Raw genomic sequence first — 17,632 nt, forward strand, 5'->3', positions numbered from 1 at the left:
TTAGTTATTTTGCGCGCCGGCGTTGATCCAGTCGACAATGGCGGTTTCTTCGCTGCTGGAAAGATTCTGGTCACTGAGGTGAACACTATAGGGAGTGCAGCCTGAGACTCCGGCAAAATTGCTGATGTGGTAAGTGCTAAAGAGAACCCCAGCGAGAAAGCTGGTCTGGGGAGTGGTGTTTACGATCTTGACCGATCCACAGGTGCCGACACTTGTTGCTCCAGTTACATTTTTGGTCGTCAAAGTGCTGTGGGCGAGAGCCTGGGTGGAGAAGTCCAATTGAACCCCGTCCGTGTCGTAGGCCGAGCCGCCAGGGGAGTGGCAGGAATGGCAATTATGGAAGCGCAGGATGTTAGTGTAAATACTGGAGAATTTCGAAGGATCGGTGGAACTCGGTTTTTCATCACCGCTACAGCCCCAAAGGCCCAGAGCCATTAATCCACCGAAAACAATAACCAGACTTCTTTTGCTCATAAAACTCATCCTCATGGGGCGGTTTTACTTCAAATTTTAGGCCAAATTCAACCTGAAAGTGGCCTTGCCACGGAGGCAAAATAGATGTGATCCTCAATAGATACAATGAAGCGCATTATTCTCTGGTCTGTTTTGTTTCTTTTCTGCCTGGAAGTCGCCATGCGCTTGGCCGGCTGGATTCTCATGTCGCCCACAAGAGAGATGAACCAGGGTGGGGGAGGGTTCCGAATCCTCGTCCTTGGGGAGTCCACCTCGGCTGAAGCATTCGCCGACACTAGTAAGGCGGCCTGGCCGCGGGTTTTGGAAAAGCTTCTCCGTGATGCCGGTCGAGACGTGAAGGTCATTAACAAGGCCCTTCCTGCGACCACCACCTCATTGATTGTTTCTCACCTGTCTCAACAGCTAGATGAAATTAAGCCTCAGCTGGTGATTTCCATGATGGGGGTCAACGATGCAGGATACACGCGCTTTGTTGGTGATCCCACCGCCTGGAATCTATTTTGGAATCGAATTCGCCTGGTAAAACTCGTGCGCAGCCTAGTTGATCAGTACCAGCTTCGCTACCGATATCCTCAGGTTCGAGAAGGTTTGCCAGTATACAATCTCAAATCAAGCGAAGAAGGTGTTTTTCAACGACTAAGCAACCAATCCCTGTCAGTTGACCAGTTGTCAGTCGAGATCACTGATCAAGATCATCCACCATGTGGCGAAGCCAAGTTGTTGATTGATCTGGTGCAGAGAAACAAAGACGGAAAGAGTTTGAACGAAGATCAAACATTTTCCTTACTCAAACGTTCTCTGCAGCTGTGTCCACAATACAGTATGCTGCAAATGCTGACTCTCATGGAGGCCAGAGAAATCAACAACTACCGCGGCTGTGGTCAATTGGCCAATGAACTTTTCAAATTTGGTCGTAACCTCCGCGACGATGTGATTATTGCTCTGGCAGATTGTTATTTCGGCAAATCTGAAGTTCCAGAACCTCTTCTCGATGTGATGAGGTATCGCGGTCTGGAGTTTGGAGATCCAAATACGGAGGATATCGACCCTTCACAGGCTCGATCGCGCACCACTGACAAAAACTACCGCCGCGTTTACGCGATTTTAAGATCACGCGCCGTCCCCTGGATTATCATGCAGTACCCAACTCTACCCCTGCAGTCGCGGATAAAAATGTTCACTGAAGAAGAAGTCAGAACTTTGCCCATCTTTTTTGTCTCTAATGAAGAGAACTTCAAAAAGGTCCTTTCAGAGAAGCCCTATGACGAAGTCTTCAATGATCGGTTCGCCCGAACCTGGGGACACACCACCAACTACGGTCACGAACTCATCGCCCACCAAGTTCTCCCCGCCGTCCTCCAAGCCCTCAACAAATAAGTTCGCGGAAATAAAGCTGGTGTGCAGCTGATGACTGTACAAAAAATACCTAATTTAATTGTTGATCCGCAAAACTTGGGGCCGCCTTTGTCTGGGAATAGGTCCGGTTGCCGAGCCATTCTCCGTGAATCCGAATCCTCCACCGTCGCGCATGGGCGTATCCGAACTGCGGCAGCAATGCTGACGCAGTCCGAAGACGCGCCTGCGGCCGTAAGGTGCGTGAGGATTTACGGAGAATGGTCGGCAGAGGGCCAGTTTCACTGACAAAGGATTTTGCGGATTAAAAAAGCCCCGGTCTCCGACCGGGGCTCCGCGATCACTAGGCGAGTAGTTTCAAGGCAACCTGCTGGATGCTGTTGGCTTGACTGAGAACCGAAACTCCAGCCTGGGTCAGGATTGAGTTTCGTGTCAGCTCGGCCGACTCCGCAGCAATGTCCGCATCCCGAATTCGGGAATTGGCTGCCGACAGGTTCTCGTGGGCGATGTTCAGGTTATTAATCGTCGACTGCAGTCTGTTCTGCATGGCGCCGAAGTTGGCCCGCATCGCATTCACCGAGATCATTCCTTGGTCCACCACATCGATACTGGACTGTGCCTGTTCCTTTGTGGAGACCGACTCGGCGGTCATCCCGAGAGCTTCCAGGGTGGCGTTGGCTGCCGAGGTGTTAAACGAGATCCGGTCTTTGAAGGGATCATTATGCACACCCACTTGGATGTCGATGATCCCGCCGCTTCCGTTTAGCAAATCGTAGCCGTTGAACGCAGTCACTTCTGAAACCCGCTGAATCTCAGATTTCAGTTGCTGATACTCGACGTCCAAGAACTTTCTCTCCACATCCCCAATGGTGTCTGAAGATGCTTGGATTGCCAGTTCGCGGAGTCGGATCAACATATTGCTGACCTCGTTCAGTCCGCCTTCCGCAATTTGTACCAATGATACTCCATCATTGGAGTTGCGGTTTGCCTGTCCCAAGCCGCGAATTTGGGCCCGCAGGTTTTCGCTGATCGCGAGTCCGGCGGCGTCGTCGGCGGCTTGGTTGATTCGGTAACCCGAACTCAAGCGTGCCAGTGACTGATCCAATGCACGGTTGGTGTTGACCAAATTTTTCTGGGCGTTGAGTGACGCCACATTGGTCGTTATTCTGAGTGCCATTGTTATCCTCCTTGCATGGCTGATCCTCCTTGATTAGCTGCCATCCGTTGGCTTATGAGCACATTCTGTACTCAATGGTTAAACTCGTGAGTGCTTCCCAATGAAGTCACTCATCACTCTCGGGCCTGACGTCAATCAATAGACGAGAGTACCCAATAACGGATCGGAATTTTTTCCCTTGATCTCGAGTCCAGTTTTTATGAGGAGTTTTTTCTTTTCAGCTGCAGGAGATTTTTCCTGCTCTTGCCCTGGCTGTTGATAAGAAGAAACAACTAACCTTTGAGTGTACAGAGAACCATTTTGATCACCACTCATCACTTCATCTGTGATGCGCTGTCATCATCGTTGTCTCTTTCTGCCAACTTCTTGAGGTGGGCAGAGTTATTCTCAACATCTCCAACCCCGTTCATAGGTTGGACCATTTTTGTCTCTTCATTCTCCCATGACCTGCCAGAGTCATGAAGTACTCTCCTGCTATTGGCATTTCTCCACCAAATTTGGAAGTCGCCGCCTTTTACGGGGCGACCCCCCGCAGGAAACAGTGTTCGTTCATTCAGTTACCCACCGACATATTGCCGGGGCGGTGAGTTTGGGTCGACACCCGTATCTCACCAGTGAGCTAAAGTTCGTGAACTAAGGTTCACTCAGCTAATCAGGGATTAGCTGAATGACCGGTTCAAGAGACCCAGTGCGACTTGCGCTGACTGATTCGCTTGTGCAAGGACAGAAGTGCCTGCGTTCAACAGAATGTTATTTCTGGTGAGTTCGGCAGTTTCTTCGGCCACATCCACGTCACGAATTCGGCTATTCGCGGCAGACATGTTCTCGACGGACACAGCTAGGTTGTTCAGGGTCGACTGCAGACGGTTTTGGATGGCACCAAAGTCCGCACGCATGGCCGAAACACTGACAATAGCTGAGTCGATCGCACTTAACGTGTTCTGCGCGGAAGCCTTGTCGGCCACGCTCGTCAAGTTGACCCCAAGGGCTGCCGCATTGGCATCCGCTTTGGAAGCGTCAAAACTCAATCTATCAATATTGGGATCGTTTTTGGTTCCCACTTGGAAATCCAAGATGGAGCCGGTTCCACTCAAGAGCTGAGTGCCATTGAACTCGGTGCCATCGGCGATCCGGTCGATTTCCGAAACCAGCTGATCGTATTCCACGTTTAGGAATTGTCGTTCCACTGGTCCGATGGTGTCTGAAGCAGCTTGCACTGCCAATTCACGCAATCGAATCAGGATGGAGCTGATTTCGTTAAGGCCCCCTTCCGCCACCTGGACCAGTGAAACACCGTCCTGGGCGTTCCGCGAGGCTTGCTTTAAGCCGCGGACCTGAGCCTTAAGGTTTTCTGATATGGCGAGTCCGGCGGCGTCGTCACCAGCCCGGTTAATCCGGTAACCCGATGACAAGCGTTCCAGACTCTTGTCGAGTGCTAGCTTGGTGCCCGTCAGATTCCTCTGGGCATTCAAACTAGCCGTATTGGTATTGATCCTTAAACCCATTTTCCTCCTCCTTGAAGAACAAGGCATCGTTCCTTGATGCCAGCGGATCACTCCTGTAATCCGAGGGTTGTCTCTTTTCTCTCCCAATTGATCGGCGTCTCATTGTGAGGCTTGAGTCAAAACGAGAAAAACTGGACCTTCACCTAGTGCGCCGGGTCAGGGTTTTCTCGCCGACCTAGTGGTTGAATTGGTCGTAAAATACTGATTTCATGAACTTTGCTCTGGGGGATGGCTCTTGGCCGAAGATAAGAAAAAAGACAACTACGAGACCTATGATTTCAAGCCCGATATCGGCGATCGTGTGTCTCCGACCTTTTGTGCCCTGGCCTGGCTTCATCGCTTTACTAATATCGCTGGAGAAGTTCAGCTTTGCTGTGTGGCTGAAGAGTACGACAGTGATATCTTGGACAGTAAGGGTATCAAGATGAACCTGGATCGGGTTCAAGATGATGAGACCATCATGAACTCACAGTGGATGAAGGACCTTCGTCTAAAGATGCTCAAAGGGGAATGGCCTTCCTATTGTGAACGTTGTCGTTTGACTGAAGCAGGGGGCGGCTTTAGTCGCCGTCAGTTTGAAAATGCTGGGAATTCTCGCTTTATAACTAAACTCATTAATGACACCAAGTCTGATGGCACAATCAACGTTCAGGTACGATCAGTAGATTTTCGTTTGGGGAATTTGTGCAACTTGGCATGCCGAATGTGCACCCCCCGATCTTCGTCCAAATGGGTGCGTGACTGGCCAAAGGTGGACCAGGATTGGTTTGGAAAGACTGAGCAGGAGTTGGAGCAGTATCGACGCTATCGTTATTACGAAAACCCCAAGGTTTGGGAGAACTTTAAAAAGCAGGTTCCCTATCTTCGTCACCTCCACTTTGCCGGAGGTGAGCCCATGATTGTGCCCCAAATGGTCGAGGCCTTGAAAACCTGCATTGATTCCGGCAATGCGGGCAATATGTCTTTGACCTACAATACCAACGTCATGCTCATTCCCGACGAAGTTAAGGAGCTGTGGCAGAAGTTTGGCTATGTGCGCATTTACGCCAGCATTGATGCCTTCGGAAAGCTAAACGACTACATTCGTCACCCATCCAAGTGGGAGGTCATCAGTCGAAATCTTGAGGACCTGGAGGCTAATTTTGACAAGTACCACTTGCGCCAGGTCCTAGTGATGAGCACGGTTCAAGTTTATAACATCACTCAAGTGGGAGACTTATTTACCTACTTGCGTGAAAATTTTGAGCGCATCACTCCAGTCCCTCATTTGATTAATCTCCATCATCCCCATCACTACAGGACGCAAATTCTCCCTCCAGAGCTCAAGGCCTTGGCCAAAGAGAGGTTGATGGAACATAAGATATTGGCTAAGGAAAAAATGCTCAGCATCCCTCGTATGCATCGGTTCTTGTTTTATCTGGAAGCCATGGATGAAGCCGTTCACTTCATGGAAAGTGAGGATCGACAGGATTTGTTGCCTGAGTTCTTGAGGTCGGCACTTTCAAAAGATCGTTTTCGCGGAGAGAACATGTTTGAGCTTCTTCCGGAATTTGAAGTGCTCAAAAAATGGTTGCCTCAAAATTTTGACAAATCAGTTCGTCAAGGGGCTCCTTCAGTAAATCTATAGTTGGATAACCTTTCATGCTTGGGCGCAGACCATTTCACAACTTTGTTTTGCTTATAGGATCCGTTGTTCTAACGTTGGCACTGGCTGAATTGAGCATCCGGGGATACTTTACCATTTCTGGCGGAGCGCCCGAGGGGGCGAAGAGCCTGTTTAACAAAATCAGCATGATTGATCTGAAGGGGGAAAGCGAATGTTCCGGTACAGGATCAGAAGTTATTCCCCATCCTTACTTTGCCTTCACCAAGAACCCATATCATCCGTGCAACAGGCGCGGGTCCACTACAAATCGGCATGGATTCCTTAACCCTTCTGAATTTCCAGAATTTAATGAGGATACACACTTTGACATTGTACTATTGGGTGGTTCCGTGGCCTCCATTATGGCACTTGGTTGGGATCATAAAGATCGAGCGGCCAACTATATCGAAAAAATCCTTAACGATAGATTTCAGCCACCTCATGGTCAGTCTTTTCGAGTTTACAATGGCGGCATGGATGGTGGCAGTCAGCCCTTACAAAATGCGGTACTGATGAATTTGGGTGAACGGTTTGATGGGGTGATAATCATCGATGGCTATAACGAGAGCCTGCATTCCAACCATTTTCTTATGGGAACTCCGGCAATTGGGCTGTACCTGGATGGATTTAAGACTTTAAACAATCAGGTAAACGCCGGATTAATGGTCAAATTGGCAAAGATATTGCGTTCAAATTCCGCATTTAGCTGGTCTTATCTGGCCGGGTCACTTCACGGGTCACTGCTAAATTTGAGTGTTCACTACGAGATGAACCAGTTAGCTGAAGACCTTGAGAAGATTTATTATGGTGCTGCTCAGCCGCCGGCGACCTGGTCAAAAGAGGATTTGCATTCCTATAACGCTGAAAAATACGCTCAACTGACCTTGATGGCCCAGTCTATGAGCAATGTGATGGGTCTAAAGTTTGCTCACTTTCTGCAGCCCATAAGATGGCTCTATAAGCCCCTCACCGAAAGGGAAAGGTCTTTTCAGAAGTATTGTGAGGTTGAGTTCTACCAAAAAATGGAAGACGCTCTGAGGATGGCTCGCGAGACCAAGGGATTACAAACCTTTAGCCTCTTGAAGCTCCTGGAAGGCAATGCCAACGAATTCTATGGCGACCACATTCACTTTAAGTTTTCCGATGACGGACAAAACGAAGGCAATCGTTTGATGGCCGAGGCCATTGTCAAAGAGCTGGAAAAGGTCTGGGCCCTTCAGCCCAATCAATAGGGCCGATTTGAATAAATGGACTAGAGAGTGGTTTCAGCCTGGAGGCGGATCTGAACGGCTGGATTCGCCTTAGGTGTTAAAATATCCGTGCTGCAATGACAGAAGTCTTTATTGCAAACAATAGGTCCGGTTGGAAAGTGCCAATCTTCATCGAACATATGTCCTAAAATGCCACCCACCTGGCAGCCGGCGCGCCAGACCTGGCCTTTGAAATCAATAAACAGCTGATCAACACCAATGCCACAATTCCATCCCTTGAAATGGGCCAAATCATGATTGACCAACAAAGTAGGGTCCAAATGCTCAACAGATCCATCGGCATAGACAATCTGTGAATCCAACTTGGATTCTTTCAGATACTTCATGGGCTTCCCGCCTAGCGTGTCCACGAACTCGCGATCCTGATTGATGAAATACTCTTCCTGCCAGGGCTCATACTCCTGTTGAAAAGGAGCCTCTGTTCCAAAACCGCCCAACACCCGAACTGGCCACAGGGAGTACCAATGGTCGCCAGGTGCGGCCTTGAGTCGCTTCATAAAATCAATCGATTTGTCCCACAGCTCTTTTTGTGGGGGCATCATCACGCGGACACCCAGGTGACACTTGCCAGACAGGTTGGTGGCATTTTGAATAACGATGTCATCCCGGTCTGCTTCAGGGTGATAGCTGATAGCCACCACATCAAACATATGGGCACACTTGGCAAAAAACTCAGGTCGCCGAGTGGCATTGGTGGTCAAGGCAATATTGACGCCACGGTCATATAGGTACTCACAGAGCTTAAAGAAGTCAGGCCAAATGCAGGGTTCACCGCCCGTAAATGAGACCAAATACTCCTTGCCCATGGGATCGTAGTGCTTAAACACCCGCTCAAGAAAGGAAACCACCTGCTCGTATTTGAGCCATTTGTGGGAGCCTTCGTAATTGGCCGGATGGCAGTAGGAGCACTTCTGGTTGCATTGGTTGTGAATCATCCACATGACATGGAGAAGATTGTCTGACCGACTGTACTCAATGCGAGCAATGGGTTTATCGAGGTTCAAGACATTCTCCTTGGGCTTGTTTGTTCAAAAACTCAGGCGCAAACTTGGAAATCTCAATGTTGGTGGGGCAGTTGCATGAGTGAGTCGTGCAAACTAAGGGTTTGGTCGGAAACCGAATGTTATTAGGCTCCGTCGCCCAGCCAATCACTCCTCCTAGTTTACAACCGCCACGATAAACTTCCCCACCATAGCCAATAAATAGACTTTCCAGGCCCACATAGCAAGTCCACCCCCAGAAATCCGTGAAACCGGCGTTGATAAGATCGTTGGATTTGAGGAGCGCCTCTTTTCCATCGGAATAGGTCACAGAGTACTGCAAATAGGTGGAGGGCTCATATATCCACTCTGGGTAGGACTTATGGTGCTTCTGCGGAGTGTCTTGAAGGAGCCTGAGCTGTTCAGGCGTATATTGTTGCTTCACAATGTCGACGCCAAAATCATCCTGAAGGTGGACGTACTCATAGGCGTAATTTTGTAGTTCGGTTTGTATGCGATCAGTAAAATCCAGGCACTTCCTCCAGTAGACGGGATCGGCCATCATTGAAAAGCGAATTGCGGGCAGGCAGATTTCCCGATCTTTCTCAAACTGTTTGAGGGTTGCCATGAGTCTATCGTCATCAACAAATTCCGGTTGATAGGAAAAAGCCAGCCACTCAAACTCTTTGGCGAAATCGACCCAATAATTGGGATGAACACTGGCATTGGTGGTCAATCCCAGGCGAATGCCCTTGCCGCGGGCGTAAAGGCACAGCTCTTTGAAGCCCTTCCAAAGAGTGGGTTCGCCACCGGTAAAAGAGAGAAGAATCTCCTTGTATCCGAGCCTTCCGCAGTAGTGTTCGACCAATTTATCAATCAGCTGCCTGGCCAGCTCAATAGACAGCCACTTTTCCGAACCAACTTTGTTGTAATCAGGGCAGTAGTTGCAATCAAAGTTACATCGGTTGTGGAGTGACCAACAGATATGAAGATCAATCTTGGACCCTCTGGCCTTGGTAATCTGAATGGGGTAGGGTTGCGCCTTAGTCATGGGCTTACTCATCTAGCAATGTATTGCGGTCACTCTTACTACTGCGTGGTCGAAATTTAGAAATATTGACCTTTTCCTTTTTGGCATTTTTTTGCGGGAAGTAGTCTTCGAGCCAATCGCCCTCAATCTGTTGCAGTTCCTCGGTGGTGTAGGATTCAGGGTAGACTTTGCCCTTTGAGGCTCCGCCCCCTTCGAGCATGGGAATTAGCTTAAACTCAATCCCCTGTTTGCCAAATTCTTCGCGGTATTCGTCCAGGCGTTCAAACAGTGAGGGGTGGGCGACGGCGGTGATATAAAATCGCTCAAACCCGGAATCCACCATGGCTTTGTAGCTATCGAAAAACTGCTGAGTGATGTTCTTGCGTTGCATGGGATGAATATGCAGGGAAATATGAACATTGCTAATCTGTTCGTGGGGAACCCTGGTCCAAAATTCATGGGGTACCGCACATAGGTTTGTGTTGGCTCCTATCATATGCCCCCGCTCAGCAAGACGCTCGCAAACCTCAACCACATTGGGCACGAGAAAGGGTTCGCCACCCATCAGTGAAAAACAAAACTTCAGGCCGGACTCATCAACCACCTTGAGCATCGAATCAATGGGCACTGGCTTGGAGCGGGTTTTCTTGTCTTTGGTGTCAGTCGCACGATCAGGACCCGTCACAATACAATACTCGCACATCATTTGGCATTCGTAGGTGATGTGCCAGTGGGCAAACACATCGTAGGGAACCGGTCGTGTTGCGGGCTCGCCCTTGGCAATGGCATGGAGGTCTTTTTCAAAGGCCCAAAGGGGGCAAGCGCAGTGAACCAAATCACAATTGATCAGCTGGTTGCGAAGCTTAAAGCCGCCCTCGTAGATGTTACCCAGATTTTCAGACTTGCGGTCCCAGCAAACATTCATACTGCCGTCTGGCAGAATCGATACGGCGTTGATCCCGGCATTGCAGACCCACTTGGAGCCAGCCTCTGGTTTTTCCATCTATATTATTCCTCCATGAAATCAGGCAAAGGCTAGAATCCATCACCCTTTCAGGTGATGGCAACTATTTTCTTTTGAAGGTGAGAAAGGTGAATGGAACGGGCTCCTGGCGCTCGTTACGCTCGATTTCCTCAAATTTATCCAAAGGCATTTGAGGGTAATAGGTGTCGCCGGGGATTTCCTGGTGAATGCGGGTCAGGTAGATCTTATCCACCATATCCATCGATTGTTCAAAAATTTCGCCGCCACCGGCGATAAAAATCTCTTCACCCCAAGTGGCAGATTCTCTTTCGCAGTAGGCTATGGCTTCCGCAAGGGAGGGAAATACAGCAGTCCCTTCCGGATGGTAATCTTTCTGTCGAGTGACGATGACATTCAAGCGTTTGGGCAGGGGACGGCCGACGGATTCGTAGGTTTTTCTGCCCATAATAATGGCGTGACCCAAAGTCTTATCTTTAAAAAATTTGAGATCTTCAGGGATATGCCAGGGCAATCCACCCTCACGACCAATAACGTCGTTCTCTGCTGCCGCAACAATGTGGGAGAGGGTTACGGTCATACCGATACCTCGGCCTTGATATGGGGGTCAGGATTGTACTCAACCAACTGAAAATCCTCGAACTTAAAATCAAAAATGCTCTTAACTGAAGGGTCAATCAACATTTTTGGCCCTTCTTTGGGAGCCCTGGTTAACTGAAGGCGAGCTTGATCGAGATGGTTCAGATACAAATGGGCATCACCAAAAGTGTGAATGAATTCACCAGGAGCCAAATCACAAACCTGAGCCATCATCATGGTCAATAGACTGTAGCTGGCAATGTTGAAGGGCACACCCAGAAAAACATCGGCCGAACGCTGGTACATCTGGCAACTAAGGCGGCCATTGCTGACGTAAAACTGAAAAAAGGCATGGCAGGGAGGTAGTGCCATCTTATCCAACTCTCCAGGATTAAATGCGACCACCACCAGTCGACGAGAGTCAGGATTCGCTTTGATTTGCTCAACCACTTGAGAAATCTGATCTACGGTATTGCCATCGGGAGTTTTCCAAGATCTCCATTGGGCACCATACACGGGCCCTAAGTTACCTTCTTCATCGGCCCACTCGTCCCAGATGCGCACATTATTTTCTTTGAGATACTTGATGTTGGTGTCGCCACTTAAAAACCACAAAAGTTCATGAATGATTGAGCGTAAATGAAGTTTTTTGGTGGTCAATAGTGGAAAGCTCTTTTGCAAATCAAAGCGCATTTGATGCCCAAACACACTCAGGGTGCCCGTGCCCGTGCGATCCGCTTTCTCTGTGCCTTCGTCGAGTATCCGTGACATCAGGTTCAGGTATTGTTTCATGGAGTCTCCTTCTTAACTGACTCGACCATAACGTGTGGATTTTTGCCAGCCAAGTCCGGACATAAGGGGTCACAAAACAAGTTGAGAACTAAATCTAGGAGTGGTCCTGCGTCATTGGTGGAGCCATCGGCAAAAGCTGAAGGCCATCCTTTACTCGGCGCACCAGGTTTGCTATGAAAATGGGCTTCTAGCTCGGGAGTGAGAAAGCAAAATGGAAATTCGTGATCCCATCCACGGCTCGTTGCCCCTGGAAGACGGCGAGGTCGCCGTCCTGGACACCGCTGTCTATCAGCGGTTGAGGGCCATCAAACAGCTCGGTTTTATGGAGTTTAGCTTCCCGGGCGCTACCCACAGTCGCTACCTCCACTCCCTTGGGGTCTGCCACTTGGCGGGGCAAGCCTTTGATCACATTTTCGCCCATTACCCTTTTCGCTCAAGCGAAACTTATAGGAGGCTGAAGCAATCGCTTCGTCTCGCAGCTCTGCTTCACGATGTTGGCCACGGTCCTCTAAGTCATACCACGGAGGAGGTGATGCCTCCACTGAGGGATTTGGGTGTCGGGGTCTACAAGAGGCGCCGGGCGGGATGGGAAAAAGATGACGATCATCACCGTCAGGCTAACCACGAAGATTACACCATCAAGTTCTTAACTGACTCCAGTCTAACTCCAGTTCTAAAGCGCGAGTTCCCAGGTATTGATCCCCTCCATATTGCCTGTCTCGTGGATAAGTCCCTTGAATGTCCCGATGACTTTTTCCGTGAGGACGACCACGATTTTCGCACCATTCTCAGCCAGATTGTAAGTTCTGAAATGGATGTGGACCGCATGGATTACCTGGAGAGGGATGCCTATTTTTGTGGAACCAACTACGGTCGGGTGGAGCTGAACTGGTTGTTGGGCAATTTGACCTACCATGAGGTCGAGGGGAACCTCCATTTGGCCTTAAATCGCCGGGCTCTTTATACCTTCGATGATTTCCTCTTAGCCCGTCACCATATGCACTTGATGGTCTATTTTCATCACAAGTCGATCATCTATGAAGAAATGTTGATGCGCTATCTGGCCAGTGATGAGTGCCAGTTTTTCTTGCCATCCGATATTGAGGAATACATTGGCTATACGGACTATGCCTTGTTTCAACACCTCTCCCAGGTGGACAACCGTTGGGCGCGTCGGGTTGCGGAGACTCGACCTTTCAGAATGCTGTTTGAGTACCACTCGACCGAAGCCAACAAACGCACAGAAAAGATGGAGAAATTCCTTAACGGTGAGGGAGTTGAGACCATTTTGGCCAGTACGACGACGCGATTGAGCAAATACCATAGTCCCAGTGCGGAAGAGCGATCCGTTCAGATCTACGTAGTGGACCAGTACGATCGCCAGGCGAAGCCCTATCCCATTGAGAAATCCACGGAGATTTTTCAAAAATACGAAGAGATTCGCCGCATCGAGAGGATCTATGTGGCACCAGAGGACTTTGATCGGGCGGAAAAGGTCATGCTCGACAATCGACTCTAAGTTAGCCGTTGTGACCTATTCATCGCCTTGCTATCCTTTGTAGTGGTTTTGTGGGCCCAAGGCGGGCTGAGTAAGCCAATTCAAGGATGAGAAAATGTTGATTCTGGGGATATCATGCTATTATCACGACAGTGCCGCCGTTCTGTTAAAGGATGGCGAGATTCTGGCTGCCGCCCAAGAGGAAAGATTTACGAGAAAAAAGCATGATCCGGCCTTCCCTAGGGAGGCCGTTCTCTTTTGCCTAAAGCAGGCAGGGGTTAAACTTGGTGATGTGGATTACATCGCTTATTACGATAAGCCCTTTTTGACTTTTGAAAGGCTCATCGAAACCTACATTGCATTAGCGCCAAAAGGGTGGAGAAGTTTTGTCACCTCAATGCCGGTTTGGTTAAAGGACAAGCTGAATCTCAAATGGTTGCTCAAACGTGAACTGGCCGATCTCGAAGAAGGATTAAAGACCAAAGATCTACCCCCCTTGCTATTCTCCCGTCACCATCTCTCCCATGCAGCCAGCGCATTTTATCCCAGTCCCTTTAAAGAAGCAGCGGTGCTTTGTTTAGATGGGGTGGGCGAGTGGGCAACAACTTCAGTATGGACCGGGCGGGGAAAGGATTTGAAGCCCGAATGGGAAATTCGTTTTCCTCACTCTTTAGGGCTTCTTTATTCTGCTTTTACCTACTTCACCGGGTTCAAAGTAAATTCCGGTGAGTACAAACTGATGGGATTGGCGCCTTACGGTGAGCCTCTGTATGTGAATCAGATCCGCGATCATCTGATTGATATTAAAGAAGACGGCACATTCAGGCTGAATCTTGAGTACTTTGATTTTGCTACCGGCCTTAAAATGACAAATAAAAAGTTCAACCAGCTTTTTGGAGGGCCCGAGAGAAAAACCGAAGCTCCGGTCACGGTTCGAGAAATGGACATTGCCCGTTCTATTCAGCAAGTCACCGAAGAGGTGGTCTTAAAACTGGCGCGAACCATTCGCAAAGAGACGGGCATGACCAACCTGTGTATGGCCGGCGGAGTGGCCCTCAATTGCGTCGCCAATGGGAAGCTGGTGGACGAGAAAGTTTTTGCAGGATTATGGGTGCAGCCCGCAGCAGGTGATGCCGGAGGCGCACTGGGGGCGGCCCTCTGTGCCTGGCATCAGCACTTGGGTAATGAAAGGGCACTGGCCGTCGGCGACAAGATGCACGGTTCCTACCTGGGGCCAGAGTATGGACCAAAGGAGATCGAGCAATTTTTGGCTGCTCAGGGGGCGCCGGCCCATCGCTACTCTGAGGTGGATCTGGTCGAAAAAGTCTCATCACTTTTAGCTGAAGGCAATGTCATCGGATGGTACCAAGGCCGTATGGAGTATGGCCCAAGGGCTTTGGGCAACCGGTCGATTTTGGGTGATGCGCGAAGTCCTGAAATGCAGACGACAATGAATTTGAAAATCAAATTTCGCGAATCCTTCCGGCCTTTCGCCCCGGCGGTCCTTGCTGAAAAAAGCGATCAGGTCTTCACCTTAGGTGCGGAAAGTCCCTATATGCTCCTGGTCGGTCATATCGGCGAGGGTTGGCGCAAACCGACCAACGGATCTGAGAAGGGGAAGCGGGGGTTGGATCAGCTAAAGGTCCAGAGGTCAGCCATACCGGCGATCACCCATGTTGATTACTCCGCTCGGGTGCAAACTGTTCATTTAGAAACCAATCCCCTGTTTCATCAGCTTCTTGAGAAGTTTGAGGCGAAAACCCAGACGCCCGTCCTGGTAAACACTTCTTTCAATGTTAGAGGTGAACCAATTGTCTGTCGCCCTGAGGAAGCCTATAATTGCTTTATGCAGACCAATATCGATTACCTTGTGCTTGGCCCCTATGTGCTTGCCAAGACTGAGCAAAAGGGAAGTCGTGAGGACTTTGCCCAAAAGTTTGAACTGGATTAGCGGATGAAAGAGTTTTTTAAATCAATCTACGCCAAATGGATGAAGTTCAGTCATTTCCTTGGTCTTATAGTCACCGGGTTTTGGTTAACCGTGTTTTACTATTTGGTTCTTACTTCTATTGGATTAATGTGGCGATTATTGGGTAAAGACCCCCTTCGCCTCAAGTGGGATTCGAATCTTGAGAGTTATCGTGAACCAAGCGATCTTCTTGATCCGCGACACATGGAGCATCCCTATTGATTAAAGACCTAATGACAGACTTCTGGGGATTCATGAAAGTACGTAAGAAGTTTTGGTTAGCGCCAATTATTCTCGTACTGATTTTGCTCGGGCTTCTGCTGGTGTTTGCCCAGACGAGTCCTCTTGCCCCCTTTATCTATCCGTTGTTTTAGCGAGTTAGGGTGAGATGAGACCACTGAGCCCATTGGTCGAAAAATTCCTGGTTCCCGGACGAAAGGGTCAGACCCTTTTAATAGCCTTGGCCTGTACTATTTTTGTCTGGTATTCGCAGAAGGCCTACTTCGCAGACTCAGAGATCTTTTCTCTCACTATTGCCAGAACCAAGCAGGCTTTGGATATTGGTCAGGCCTACAAGCTTTTGTTCTCCCTGGTTTTAAAGGCTACTGTTTGGTTTGACCTCAAGGAGGAGCAGCCCCTCCTGTTTGCCCGCTTTATTTTTGCCATTATCGGCGTTTTCAATTTATTGTTAGCCGCATCTCTCTACAAATTAGTTTTCCGTCGACCTCACCTGGAAGTAACACCGATCCTTTTTATTCTCGGTTTCACTGTGTTTTTCGAGCGAGGCTTTCGTATTCGTGCGGACAATCTGTCGGCGACCTGGCATTTGCTCATACTTTGGTATTTCATGCGCTATTGGTATTACCGGGTTGACTTCAAGAACTCGGGAAGTCTCCATATTGTCGCCCTAACGCTGATGGAAATCCTCATGATTCTAACATCAGTGAAGGCGGGGATGGTTTTATTAGCTCTTCACGTCTTTTATTTTACATCCATCAAGGGTCTAGGATCCGAGCGATACCAACAAGTCAAGAGGGCTTTGTTTTGGAAGATTCGGAATCAGGTGGATTTGGTCCTTCTGGTGATGGTTTTCATTTTCTATTTTGATGCTTCATTTGACCTTCTTGATATTCTGTTTGGCTCAACCACTTACCTGGTCGAGGCCACCCATGCCAGCGCGGGCATGCCCGACTACTTGTCTCGTGTTTCGTTTTATCACGTGACGAAATTTTTGCAGGAGAACCCTTTTTCAGCACTGTTAATGTATTTGCCCTTGGTTTTCGTTGTTAGTCGCAGTCTGCGTCGGTTCCTGTCCCGCCAGTCCTGGGCTGATCGGGTCAGTTCCTTTTATCTTTACTGTTTCGTAGTTACTCTTTTCTTTGTTTTGTTTCCCGAGAAATACCCATTCTTTCTTGCCAGCCTCCTTCCGGTATTAAGTCTGCCGGCGGTCCGCTTCGGAAGCCTTCTGTTATTCTTGACCACGAGATTTTTGAGGCGATGGCAATGGACTCGCCGTCAGCGGTACGCTCTTGCTCGGATTTTGTTCATTGTTTGTAGTATTGGCTCAGTTATCATAGGGGCACAAACCGTTATCAGTCGCAGTAGCAATGCCGGACAGATTCACTTCATCAAAAATATGACCAAGTTCCTTAATCAGTTTGGCCGGGTCAAGTATTACGATGTCATCGGCACACTGCCGGATCATGACCCACTCATTGCCTTTGCGGGTCCCAATCAGGATGAGGAAAATCGTCAGGCGTTTTTTCGGGTTATGGCAGAGCTTCCGCCTTTTATTTTTTATACCCGTAAGATCACTTTTCTTGAGCCTCACATCAATTCACTCTTGTCGCGCCGGTATCTCAATTTAGGGCAGGGAGTGTTTGCCCGCGGAGTGCGACATATTCCTAATGAAATGGAAAAGCGGGAGTGGATGGGAGAAACCTTTTGGGCGGTTCCCCTTAACGACATCAATGATTCATTAGGCGAGCTGGAGGTCCCATTTAAGGATATTGAGACCTTTGTTGAACCCAATGAGATTGAACCCCTTGTCGACAAGGTCCCCATCTATTTCTATATGATTGAGGCCACGGGGGCGGTCTTTCCTCTTCATGAGGTTTGGCTTGAGGATGAGTCTGGGTGGATCACCCTCTATGATGAAATTCAGCCTTGGAAGTATGTGCGGGGTAAGTATAAGTACCTACTGATTCCCAAAACTGGTAAAAATATCGGGATTAGTATTTATCCGCCTATTGGGTTCCAGGCCAAGGACTCCCTGCTATTCCTTTTCGCCTTCGATGTGGAATTTTAGTGCCTGTTGAAAGGCCGGGTTCTCTCTCCAGCCTTGATTCCTGTACTCCTTTGGGAGAAAGTTAAAGAT

The 17,632-nt window shown here is 49.0% G+C and carries 15 protein-coding genes; 7 read left to right on the forward strand and 8 right to left on the reverse strand.

Annotated features, from left to right (window positions below; genetic code table 11):
* Window positions 1-474, reverse strand: coding sequence for a hypothetical protein (locus tag H6624_18910; protein MCB9086418.1), 474 nt, complete (start codon window positions 472-474; stop codon window positions 1-3).
* A 105-nt stretch (window positions 475-579) separates the two neighbouring features.
* Here H6624_18910 and H6624_18915 point away from each other — a divergent pair, with 105 nt between their 5' ends.
* Entirely contained in the window at window positions 580-1,851 is a 1,272-nt protein-coding gene (locus tag H6624_18915) for a hypothetical protein (GenBank protein ID MCB9086419.1), read from the forward strand.
* A 319-nt stretch (window positions 1,852-2,170) separates the two neighbouring features.
* Here the strand turns inward: H6624_18915 and H6624_18920 are convergent, their stop codons facing one another.
* Both H6624_18920 and H6624_18925 read right to left on the reverse strand, forming a co-directional pair.
* Window positions 2,171-3,004, reverse strand: coding sequence for a flagellin FliC (locus tag H6624_18920; protein MCB9086420.1), 834 nt, complete (start codon window positions 3,002-3,004; stop codon window positions 2,171-2,173).
* Between the two features lie 659 nt (window positions 3,005-3,663).
* On the reverse strand, window positions 3,664-4,509 hold the full coding sequence (locus tag H6624_18925; GenBank protein MCB9086421.1) for a flagellin FliC: 846 nt from the start codon (window positions 4,507-4,509) through the stop codon (window positions 3,664-3,666).
* 235 nt (window positions 4,510-4,744) lie between these two features.
* Between H6624_18925 and H6624_18930 the strand changes: the two genes are divergently transcribed.
* Together H6624_18930 and H6624_18935 are read left to right on the forward strand one after the other, a co-directional pair.
* Window positions 4,745-6,136 (forward strand): radical SAM protein, encoded by a 1,392-nt coding sequence (locus H6624_18930; protein MCB9086422.1) that lies wholly within the window; start codon window positions 4,745-4,747, stop codon window positions 6,134-6,136.
* A gap of 14 nt (window positions 6,137-6,150) precedes the next feature.
* Complete coding sequence (locus tag H6624_18935; GenBank protein ID MCB9086423.1) at window positions 6,151-7,386, forward strand: hypothetical protein; 1,236 nt, start codon at window positions 6,151-6,153, stop codon at window positions 7,384-7,386.
* A 20-nt stretch (window positions 7,387-7,406) separates the two neighbouring features.
* Here the strand turns inward: H6624_18935 and H6624_18940 are convergent, their stop codons facing one another.
* From H6624_18940 to H6624_18960, 5 genes are all read right to left on the reverse strand, one after another.
* Window positions 7,407-8,429 (reverse strand): radical SAM protein, encoded by a 1,023-nt coding sequence (locus H6624_18940; protein ID MCB9086424.1) that lies wholly within the window; start codon window positions 8,427-8,429, stop codon window positions 7,407-7,409.
* Window positions 8,416-9,456 carry a radical SAM protein gene (locus H6624_18945; GenBank protein ID MCB9086425.1) on the reverse strand — a complete coding sequence of 347 codons (1,041 nt, stop codon included), beginning with the start codon at window positions 9,454-9,456 and terminating at the stop codon, window positions 8,416-8,418. Before H6624_18945 ends, H6624_18940 begins: the two co-directional genes overlap by 14 nt.
* A 4-nt stretch (window positions 9,457-9,460) precedes the next feature.
* On the reverse strand, window positions 9,461-10,438 hold the full coding sequence (locus H6624_18950; protein MCB9086426.1) for a hypothetical protein: 978 nt from the start codon (window positions 10,436-10,438) through the stop codon (window positions 9,461-9,463).
* Window positions 10,439-10,502: 64 nt separating this feature from the next.
* Window positions 10,503-10,997 carry a dihydrofolate reductase gene (locus H6624_18955; protein MCB9086427.1) on the reverse strand — a complete coding sequence of 165 codons (495 nt, stop codon included), beginning with the start codon at window positions 10,995-10,997 and terminating at the stop codon, window positions 10,503-10,505.
* Complete coding sequence (locus tag H6624_18960) at window positions 10,994-11,788, reverse strand: thymidylate synthase (GenBank protein ID MCB9086428.1); 795 nt, start codon at window positions 11,786-11,788, stop codon at window positions 10,994-10,996. The genes H6624_18955 and H6624_18960 overlap by 4 nt, the downstream gene beginning before the upstream one ends.
* A 211-nt stretch (window positions 11,789-11,999) precedes the next feature.
* On the opposite strand from H6624_18960, the gene H6624_18965 reads away from it, so the two are divergent.
* The 4 genes from H6624_18965 (at window position 12,000) to H6624_18980 (ending at window position 17,563) form a co-directional block, all read left to right on the forward strand.
* Window positions 12,000-13,307: an HD domain-containing protein gene (locus H6624_18965; GenBank protein MCB9086429.1), complete on the forward strand. Its 1,308-nt coding sequence runs from the start codon at window positions 12,000-12,002 to the stop codon at window positions 13,305-13,307.
* A gap of 94 nt (window positions 13,308-13,401) precedes the next feature.
* Entirely contained in the window at window positions 13,402-15,237 is a 1,836-nt protein-coding gene (locus H6624_18970; GenBank protein MCB9086430.1) for a carbamoyltransferase, read from the forward strand.
* A 3-nt stretch (window positions 15,238-15,240) separates the two neighbouring features.
* Window positions 15,241-15,477 (forward strand): hypothetical protein, encoded by a 237-nt coding sequence (locus H6624_18975; protein ID MCB9086431.1) that lies wholly within the window; start codon window positions 15,241-15,243, stop codon window positions 15,475-15,477.
* A gap of 166 nt (window positions 15,478-15,643) precedes the next feature.
* Window positions 15,644-17,563, forward strand: coding sequence for a hypothetical protein (locus H6624_18980; GenBank protein MCB9086432.1), 1,920 nt, complete (start codon window positions 15,644-15,646; stop codon window positions 17,561-17,563).
* The last annotated feature ends 69 nt before the right edge of the window (window positions 17,564-17,632 follow it).

The organism is Pseudobdellovibrionaceae bacterium (assembly GCA_020635075.1).
In the GTDB taxonomy this organism is placed as follows: Bacteria; Bdellovibrionota; Bdellovibrionia; order Bdellovibrionales; family UBA1609; genus JADZEO01.

Coding starts and splice junctions, on each gene's coding strand:
- H6624_18920 (MCB9086420.1), bottom strand. CDS start 3,004: ATGGCACTCAGAATAACGACCAATGTGGCGTCACTCAACGCCCAGAAA.
- H6624_18970 (MCB9086430.1), top strand. CDS start 13,402: ATGTTGATTCTGGGGATATCATGCTATTATCACGACAGTGCCGCCGTT.
- H6624_18955 (MCB9086427.1), bottom strand. CDS start 10,997: ATGACCGTAACCCTCTCCCACATTGTTGCGGCAGCAGAGAACGACGTT.
- H6624_18945 (MCB9086425.1), bottom strand. CDS start 9,456: ATGACTAAGGCGCAACCCTACCCCATTCAGATTACCAAGGCCAGAGGG.
- H6624_18950 (MCB9086426.1), bottom strand. CDS start 10,438: ATGGAAAAACCAGAGGCTGGCTCCAAGTGGGTCTGCAATGCCGGGATC.
- H6624_18915 (MCB9086419.1), top strand. CDS start 580: ATGAAGCGCATTATTCTCTGGTCTGTTTTGTTTCTTTTCTGCCTGGAA.
- H6624_18980 (MCB9086432.1), top strand. CDS start 15,644: ATGAGACCACTGAGCCCATTGGTCGAAAAATTCCTGGTTCCCGGACGA.
- H6624_18925 (MCB9086421.1), bottom strand. CDS start 4,509: ATGGGTTTAAGGATCAATACCAATACGGCTAGTTTGAATGCCCAGAGG.
- H6624_18960 (MCB9086428.1), bottom strand. CDS start 11,788: ATGAAACAATACCTGAACCTGATGTCACGGATACTCGACGAAGGCACA.
- H6624_18910 (MCB9086418.1), bottom strand. CDS start 474: ATGAGCAAAAGAAGTCTGGTTATTGTTTTCGGTGGATTAATGGCTCTG.
- H6624_18975 (MCB9086431.1), top strand. CDS start 15,241: ATGAAAGAGTTTTTTAAATCAATCTACGCCAAATGGATGAAGTTCAGT.
- H6624_18935 (MCB9086423.1), top strand. CDS start 6,151: ATGCTTGGGCGCAGACCATTTCACAACTTTGTTTTGCTTATAGGATCC.
- H6624_18965 (MCB9086429.1), top strand. CDS start 12,000: ATGGAAATTCGTGATCCCATCCACGGCTCGTTGCCCCTGGAAGACGGC.